Origin of the sequence: Flavobacterium suaedae, from assembly GCF_014642915.1 — a bacterium.
GTDB lineage: Bacteria > Bacteroidota > Bacteroidia > Flavobacteriales > Flavobacteriaceae > Flavobacterium > Flavobacterium suaedae.
Window position 1 is genome coordinate 1 of sequence record NZ_BMJE01000011.1, and the last position, 6,760, is coordinate 6,760.

The 6,760-nt window shown below is 32.1% G+C and carries 4 protein-coding genes, 1 rRNA gene and 1 pseudogene; 1 reads left to right on the forward strand and 5 read right to left on the reverse strand.

Annotated features, from left to right (window positions below):
• From IEW45_RS14660 to IEW45_RS14670, 3 genes and pseudogenes are all read right to left on the reverse strand, one after another.
• A pseudogene (locus tag IEW45_RS14660) lies at positions 1-756 on the reverse strand (hypothetical protein); the annotation flags it as partial.
• A 167-nt stretch (positions 757-923) separates the two neighbouring features.
• The gene (locus tag IEW45_RS14665) at positions 924-1,727 is read right to left on the reverse strand and encodes a lysophospholipid acyltransferase family protein (RefSeq protein ID WP_188622025.1); all 804 of its coding nucleotides are present in this window, start codon (positions 1,725-1,727) and stop codon (positions 924-926) included.
• 42 nt (positions 1,728-1,769) lie between these two features.
• Positions 1,770-2,408, reverse strand: coding sequence for an NUDIX hydrolase (locus IEW45_RS14670; RefSeq protein ID WP_188622026.1), 639 nt, complete (start codon positions 2,406-2,408; stop codon positions 1,770-1,772).
• Positions 2,409-2,465: 57 nt separating this feature from the next.
• Here IEW45_RS14670 and IEW45_RS14675 point away from each other — a divergent pair, with 57 nt between their 5' ends.
• Positions 2,466-2,909 carry a DUF4268 domain-containing protein gene (locus tag IEW45_RS14675; RefSeq protein WP_188622027.1) on the forward strand — a complete coding sequence of 148 codons (444 nt, stop codon included), beginning with the start codon at positions 2,466-2,468 and terminating at the stop codon, positions 2,907-2,909.
• A 58-nt stretch (positions 2,910-2,967) separates the two neighbouring features.
• On the opposite strand, the gene IEW45_RS14680 is transcribed toward IEW45_RS14675, so the two are convergent.
• Entirely contained in the window at positions 2,968-6,228 is a 3,261-nt protein-coding gene (locus IEW45_RS14680; RefSeq protein ID WP_188622028.1) for a T9SS type B sorting domain-containing protein, read from the reverse strand.
• Positions 6,229-6,662: 434 nt separating this feature from the next.
• Positions 6,663-6,760, reverse strand: a 5S ribosomal RNA gene (rrf, locus tag IEW45_RS14685); the annotation flags it as partial.

Genomic DNA, 6,760 nt, shown 5'->3' on the forward strand with positions numbered 1-6,760 from the left:
ATCATCATAATTAACTATAGTATTAGCAGGAAAATCACCAAAACCGGGGTCAGTTGTACCTTCGTAACCTATACCTACTTTTTGAGCGTTAAACTTTAATACATTATTATCAAATTCTCCATAAATTAAAGGATTAGAAGTATCAGAGTTATCTATATATAATCTATAGCTTGTTGCTGGAGGTACTTTATCCTCTTGTATTCTGCCAACATCATTACCTATAAACACATTGTCATGTCCTGTTAAAATATTCGATCCTGCATAGGTTCCTATAAAAATATTATTATTACCTTCTGTAACATTCTCTCCCGAGTGATTACCAAAAAAAATATTATTTCCTCCAGATAGTGGTATCTGTGAACTCTGACCTTGTCCAGCATAATTTCCTATAAGCAGATTATTAGTTCCATTACTATACTGCCCTGCTTTCCTACCTAAAAAGGCTCCTCCTCCTGTAGTACAATATTGTCCCGCACCTTCACCTATAAAAACACTATTATTAGCGGTATAACTCATACCTGCAGAAGAACCTATAATAACATTAGATTCTCCATCTACATTATCTTTACCTGCTTTATTACCTATATATACATTTCTATCACCTAATGTGTTACTATTTCCCGCATCCTCTCCTATAATAACATTATAGTTACCATCAGCGGTGTTTCCTATTTGTTGCAAATACGAACTAGAAGTTTGTGAATACCCAAATGCAGTAACTAATAGCCCTGCTGCTAAAAAAAAGTTTCTTTTCATGATTTAAAATTGTTAATTGATTAGTAATTCTTAAATATAGAAAAGAAATAAGTGATAAATATATACCATATAAGATTTTTCTTTATAATAATAAATATAAAACACTTTATTTACATAAAAAGAGAGGCTTTAAAGCCTCTCTTTTGTAATACTTTGTCTCAGGAAAATTAATAATCCCAATTCCTTTGTTTATTTAGTTCTTCTTCTGCCTGTATTTCTTCAGCAGGAATTACTTTAAGGAATGAAGGATGCTGTTCTATAGCATATTCCACTTTCTCTACTATAGACTCTATACTTTCGTTATCGTAGTCAATATCTAAAGGTTCTTTTACAATAAAAGATTGCAGTATGCCTTTTTTCTTCATACGAATTCCTTTTTTATCAAAAGAACGGCGGAAACCATCTATTACTATAGGCACAACAATAGGTTTGTGTTGCTTTATAATGTGGGCTGTACCTTTCCTGATTGGTTTAAAAGGTTTAGTAGTTCCCTGTGGGAATGTTATTACCCAACCATCTTCCAGCGCTATTTTTATATTCTCTGTATCGTTAGGGTTTACTTCTCTTTTTATTTCTTTTCCTTTTGCCCTCCACGTTCTTTCTACGGTTATAGCACCTGCATACGCCAATATACGTGGCAATAAACCTGATTTCATGGTTTCTTTTGCAGCTACATAATATATATTAAGCTTAGGATGCCATATATAAGCAATTTTCTTAATGTTGTCCTCACGCCCCTTAAGGCTTGCGTTAAAAACATGAAACATTGCTACCACATCAGCAAAATAAGTTTGATGATTAGAAATGAAAAGTACATTTTCCTGCGGTAAAGACCGTATAATTTCAGAACCTTCTACTTTAAGTTCATTAAACCCACGATAGCGTCTGTGAGTTAAAATACCAAAAAAACGTATTAACCATTTCTTTAAGAAAAGTATATGTCCGAAAGGATTTCGTTTAAATAATCCCATTATAGTAATTAATATGAACTACAAATTTACAAAATCGCTAATTTATAACACGTTTTTTATTGTTTCTTTAAGTTCACTCAATATCATTGCAGTAGCACCCCATATTACATATCCTGATGTTTGAAAGGCAGGTACCATTATATTATTGGCATACGAAGTTGTCATTTCTTTATGTATTATAATACTGTCATCCAAAACTGTTTCTAATGGTAACTCTATTATCTCTGCAACCTCTATAGGATCAGGAACAAACAAAGGCTCTTCTACAGTAATACCCAGATAAGGATACACTATAAAATTACTGGGCGGAATATAAAGCTCTGAAAATGGCATTACTAAATCTACCTCTTTTTCCACTACTCCTATTTCCTCTCGTGTTTCTCTTAAAGCAGTATCGGCAAAACTTTTATCTTCAGGCTCAGCTTTGCCACCCGGAAAAGATATCTGTGCCGAATGTACTCCAGGATAAGTATTACGTTTCATTAAAACAATATGAGCATTACCCTCTTTAGGGTATATAAGCATCATTACTGCTGCCTGCTTAGGGTTATTAGCTTTGTAATAGTTTAATGATTGTGCCTGAATTCTCTCGGCAGGAGCCATTTTTGCATGTGCAGCTAAAGCGGGCAACTGTTGTTTTTGTATTTTTGGAATGTATTTAATGAATTCGGTAAACTGCATAACTAATAATTACTGATAAAGATACTTTAAAAAACCTATATAATTATAATAAACAATATGTTTAGTAAAGCTGAAACGCAACAAATAAAGAAAGATTTTTGGACAGAATTTGCTAATGCATATTCCCGCAAATGGTTATTGTATAATACTAAAATTAAAGATGTAGCTTTTAAATTTTATATTGATAATAAAAAAGCAAGAGTTATGCTGGATATTGAACCTAAAGAAGACGATAAAAGAAAAATATATTATGAAAAAATAGTATCACTAAAAAATATATTTCTTGAGGAGTTTGTACCTGATGCTATTTTTGTAAAAGACTACACGCTTGAAAATGGTAAAAACATAAACAGAATATATACAGAACTTACAGGAGTGAGCCTTTATAATAAAGCTTCATGGGAACAGGTTTTTGACTTTTTCTATGAAAAGATGGATGCTTTTGAAAGATTTTTTTATGAACACGAAGATTACATAAAAGATTTAGATGTAAATACATAAAAAAAATCCCTTTCAGTTTTGAAAGGGATTTTTTGAAATTCACATAACAACGTAGTTATTATCTAAGCATAGCAAAATGCCCTCGTAATACTCTTCCATCTTGTCTTGTTACAACAAACCAATAATCTGTTGACGGTAGTTGTGCCCCTTCAAATGTACCATCCCACCCGTCACTTGTATGACCAAATGTAGAAACCATTTTACCATACCTGTCATAAATTTCAACATTAAAATCAGGCTCTAAAATAGCATGTTTTATATACCATTTATCATGTACTCCATCTCCGTTAGGGGTAAAATATTTAGGATAGTACATTATAACTACTTCTTTTACATCTTCACCGCAACCATACTTATCTTTTACATATACTTGGTAAACACCTATTGGTAAATTATTAAATGTATTGCTATCCTGATAGTTGAAACCATCTATAGAATATTCATACTCCCCTTCTCCTTTTACATCCACAGTAATAGAGTTATTATTTTCAGTCCAGTCCTTAACATCTATATGAAGGATTTCCGGTGTTTCCGATTCTTTTATTTCTATTTCATTATACCCATCGCAAACTGCTGTACCGTATGCTTTTTCAACAATTACCGTATACAAACCTGGTTCATTAACAAAAATTGTTCTGGTGGTTTCTCCTGTAGACCATAAATAGCTAACATAACCCGGAGAGGCTGAAAGCATTAGTTGGCCATCATTACATATTGTGCCGGTAGTAGCTATAACAGGCTCCTGATACTCTCCTATAAATAATCTGAATGAAGTTACACTATGGCAAATTTCTATCTCATTATGTATTAATCTCACATATATAGTTTGCCCATTGGCAATATTCTCATAATTGTCCGGTAATTCATTTACTCCTTCTTCTGCATCTTCTTGAGTTAAATGATAAGTAATAGTATACATAGAAGGGTGCAATGGACCTAAAATCTTATCATTTTGAGATGTTAAGTCAAACATATAACCTTCAGTTACAGAACCGGATTCACTACAAATTATCATATCTTGTGGCTGAGTTACAGCTGCAATTGAAGGTAATTCCTGAAAATTGAGCCACTGAGTAACTATATTTCCACAACCATCTTCTACACTAATTACATATTCTGCCGGTTCTAAATTTCTGAAAATATTACTTGTTCCATTGTCTAAAGTGAAATCAACTCCATCCTTCTTTATTATTTTATATGATATGGGATGACCCGAAACTTCTACATATACATCGTTTGGATTCCCTATGCAAGCTAATGTATAAGCCGTATTTATACTTAGTCCCTCATAATATTCCATTTGTCCCAGTTCACTTATACAGATTGTATTTTCAGCACTTCCGTTAGAAAAAGTTTGAAATTGCTTTAATATTCTAAATGTACCTGTGTAATACAAATTGTTTTTAACAGTATTATTTCGTAACCTTATCCCTGTATTTTCATTAGGTATCTCACCATCAATATAAGTAGTATTTGTAGAAGGATGCACCCAATTTCCTGTCAAATTATCAAACTTTTGCAACCAATATTTAGCTCCTTCTGTTCCGTTACTTGTATCAGTAACTTTAACAGAAAAAGAACCACAATTAGGAGTAAATTGAAAACTATCTTCAGGAAATAAGTATCCATCTAGTTCTATAGATATGTCGTCTGTAATACCACATATATTAGTTGCTCTAAATATATAACTTCCTTCAGGCAAATCAGTCATATAAAATTTACTATCAACAATATTGTAGCTTACATCAGTAGGAAGGCTCTGATTATACTCTTCGGGAGCAGATATTACTAACACCTCTGTTAAAATTCCATTTCCACTTCTTATGTTTACAGAACCTAATCCTTCATTACATGCCGGTAAAACAGAAAAAGCAAATTCCTGTTCCACAAAAGGAGGCACTTCTACATTAACTACATAATTAAACCCACAATCATCCGTAAACTCAATTGTATAATCCCCTATAGGTATATCGTATAATAATAAAATACCGGAAGATGAAATGTTTGCTGTTACATTTTGAGGAATTGATAAAGTGTAAGTAGATGGAGCATCAATTATAGTAGCATTAACCACCATACTCTCGGGTACTTCCGCTCTTATTCTTCCATACTCCGAGAAACATCCATTATTTCTACCATACACTAATGGAGTAGGCTTTTCAAACTCAATTGTGGCAGACTCAATTTTCTCTCGTCCACAAGCGTCCGTTACTTTTATAACATACTCTCCAAAAGGAACAGAATTATCAACATTACCATATTGAATACTGTCAGCTTCAAAAGGTCCATATGGAGTTGTATTATAATCTTCAGGATTAAATTCCGCAGGATAATTTAAAAACTCTACTGTATAAGGACCCACATATCTTTTTAGAGACAAAGAAAAAAACTTCTCTGCACAAGGTGCTTCAATTTCCAGCACCTCTATCTCAATATCAGGATCAACAACATTGTCATCCTTTTCGTATACAGAATTACAATAATCAGTCACTTTCAATTCATAAGTATATGACTCTGTAATATATCTCGGCAATACTGCTGATACTTCTAACTCATCCTCAGGACCATTTTCAAATATTTGATTGATGACTAAAGTATCTCCACCAATATCCATAGTATTTACTGAATGCTGAATAGCTAAAGGATACCTTATAGAACCTGATGTTGCAGTTATAATATTATTTACTCTTATAGAATCACAAACAATAGAAACTTCATCAGGATATATGGGGTCAGAAATTTCTATATCAAAAGTCAAAACAGTAATACTATGAGTTTTAACCTTAGCAACCCCACATTCATTAAATGCTCTAATATTATAAGTACCCGTTTGAAGTCCACTAAACACATTTGAAGACTGAAGAGGTCTAATTTCCGGACCTGAAATAATCTCAAAAGCAGAAGCAATACCTGATACTACATCTACAATAATCTCACCTCCTACAGAACAAGTCTCAACGTCAGATGAAATAGAAATTTCAAAAGGAACAATGTTCTCATTTATAGTTATATCAAATTCAGCCGAATTTGAAAACTCACCAAGAGCTTGTATAGCCTCTACCCTGTAGTTACCTGCCGATAATCCTCCAAGATAATTATCTGTTAATATTGAAACAGGGTTAGTCACATTTGGCAAAAGATAAACCTTAAAAATAAAATCTGAACCCTCTGTTTCATTACTAATCTCAAAAGTTAAAGAACCGTTACTCAAACAAGTTTCATCTGTCTTAGTAACTTCTAAATTGAAGTCATTAAGCTGTGCCTTAACTGTTAAAGAAAAAAACAGAAAAGCAATTGTCAAAAATCTAAATACTTGCATATACATCCAGTTAATTCAAAATTCATTATTTTATTATGCTTAGAAGTAGGTGCATAATAAAAATCCATTTTCATTTAATCACTAATGCAAATATCTAAAAAAAATCAACATAAAACATTGATAAACAAACAGTTAATGATGCTTTTCATCGATTATTTATGCAATATTTAAAATTTAAATATAATTTAATGTAGTAAAAGTCTGCTTTTTAAAGTGTTAAGAACAAAATCAAATATTTTTAAACAAAAAATATATCTAAGAAAGTAAATAAAGCTTTTCGATGAAAAGCAAATAAAATCAGTTAAAAAGCAAATAAAAAAATTAAATAAAGAATAAAATAATTAGTTTCTATATAAGATTATAGATATTAACCTAAGAAGAAAGTAGATAAAAACAAAAACCCCTTACTACTTGTATAGTAAGGGGGTTTAAAAGAAAGGCGATGACATACTCTCCCACAATAAGCAGTACCATCTGCGCAAGCGGGCTTAACTTCTCTGTTCGGAATGGGAAGAGGTGAGCCCCGCCGCAA

What these genes read in the sequence shown, in the direction of transcription:
- IEW45_RS14665 (WP_188622025.1), bottom strand. Translation starts at nt 1,727, where the DNA reads ATGGGATTATTTAAACGAAATCCTTTCGGACATATACTTTTCTTAAAG.
- IEW45_RS14670 (WP_188622026.1), bottom strand. Translation starts at nt 2,408, where the DNA reads ATGCAGTTTACCGAATTCATTAAATACATTCCAAAAATACAAAAACAA.
- IEW45_RS14675 (WP_188622027.1), top strand. Translation starts at nt 2,466, where the DNA reads ATGTTTAGTAAAGCTGAAACGCAACAAATAAAGAAAGATTTTTGGACA.
- IEW45_RS14680 (WP_188622028.1), bottom strand. Translation starts at nt 6,228, where the DNA reads ATGCAAGTATTTAGATTTTTGACAATTGCTTTTCTGTTTTTTTCTTTA.